Origin of the sequence: Ursidibacter arcticus, from assembly GCF_009761375.1 — a bacterium.
In the GTDB taxonomy this organism is placed as follows: domain Bacteria; phylum Pseudomonadota; class Gammaproteobacteria; order Enterobacterales; family Pasteurellaceae; genus Ursidibacter; species Ursidibacter arcticus.
Genome location: NZ_LEKM01000033.1, coordinates 1 through 1,155, shown reverse-complemented (window position 1 = coordinate 1,155; position 1,155 = coordinate 1). Strand labels below are relative to the sequence as shown.

The 1,155-nt window shown below is 33.6% G+C and carries 2 protein-coding genes; both read right to left on the bottom strand.

All coding sequences use genetic code 11. The features are described 5' to 3' along the window. Nucleotides 1-68: 68 nt before the first annotated feature. The gene (locus A1D25_RS01280; protein WP_157393915.1) at nt 69-383 is read right to left on the bottom strand and encodes a HipA N-terminal domain-containing protein; all 315 of its coding nucleotides are present in this window, start codon (nt 381-383) and stop codon (nt 69-71) included. Continuing rightward, the gene (locus A1D25_RS01275) at nt 368-667 is read right to left on the bottom strand and encodes a transcriptional regulator (RefSeq protein WP_240327079.1); all 300 of its coding nucleotides are present in this window, start codon (nt 665-667) and stop codon (nt 368-370) included. The genes A1D25_RS01280 and A1D25_RS01275 overlap by 16 nt, the downstream gene beginning before the upstream one ends. Between the last annotated feature and the right edge of the window lie 488 nt (nt 668-1,155).

Sequence of the window (1,155 nt, the reverse complement as noted above, 5' to 3'; positions counted from 1 at the left end):
GTCCGTTTATTGAATACAACAAATCGGGGTTTGTCATCAGTCTGACGATTTTAATAAAATCGGGCATCTCATTTTTCTTCTCCTGCCACTAATTTTACCGCACCAAGCAAATTTTCCCCATTTTGAATCAAAATACCGAATAAATCTTGTTCATCAATTTTTTGTAATTCACCAAAACGATGTTTTAGCCAACCTTCGGGTGCAAGGGAGGCAAAATAGGGAAATAACGTTTTTGAGTGGAACATTTTTTGAACCACAGGCAAACTTAAAGAGAGTGGCAAACCTTGGTAGCCTTCAAGGTATTCAAAGGTAAAACCTTGCTCATCTTGACGAAGATAGCCGATTTTCTTGTCATATAAAAAGACAGTTACTTGGCGAAGCATAACTTAACCCCTAAAGTTTGGGCTACAAGAACTACACTACTAAATTTGACTTGGCTCGGATCTTTAAACAGCCGCTTTAGTGTTGAGCTAGAAATCCCCGTTTGCCACTCTAAACTCTGAATATCCAGTTGCAATGCCTTGCGTTTTTCATTTAGCATTTTGCCAAATGAAGCCATCTCATTTACTTGCAAAGGCTCAAACACTTCTTTATCTAAATCCGATGAGATTTCTATTTCTAACTGATTTTTCAGCTTAGCCATTAGCTCGATAATATTTTCACGCATCAAATATAACCTTTTAAACTAAGTTAAAGTAAAAAAAGTTCAAAAAAGAACCTATATTAAGTAAAAATATCATAAAAAAACCTTTTGTCAAAAAAAATTCAACAAAAGGTTATAAATAAACTTTTCTTAATTAAGCAGTAGCAGACTTTGTGGAACTTGCTTTAACATTGACACTCCTAAAATAAAAAGACTCAAAACGATCCATTAACAAGCGGTGGGATTGTAGCGGATTTTTGCAAAAAAAGATGACATTTGCGAATAAAAACAACATCATCAATAAATAAGCTATTTAGAGTAGGGTTGCTTTAGCTCACCATTTTTCCATTACGCCTTACTCTTTGAGGGGGAGCTTTAATATCGAAAATGCAAATAGATATAGCAGCAATAGCCATTTCCGAATAATTTTATGTGGAGATACTGATATTATTTTTTATATAATAGGTTCCCTTTTTAACTCATTATTAATATAAATAAGGAAAACACTATGT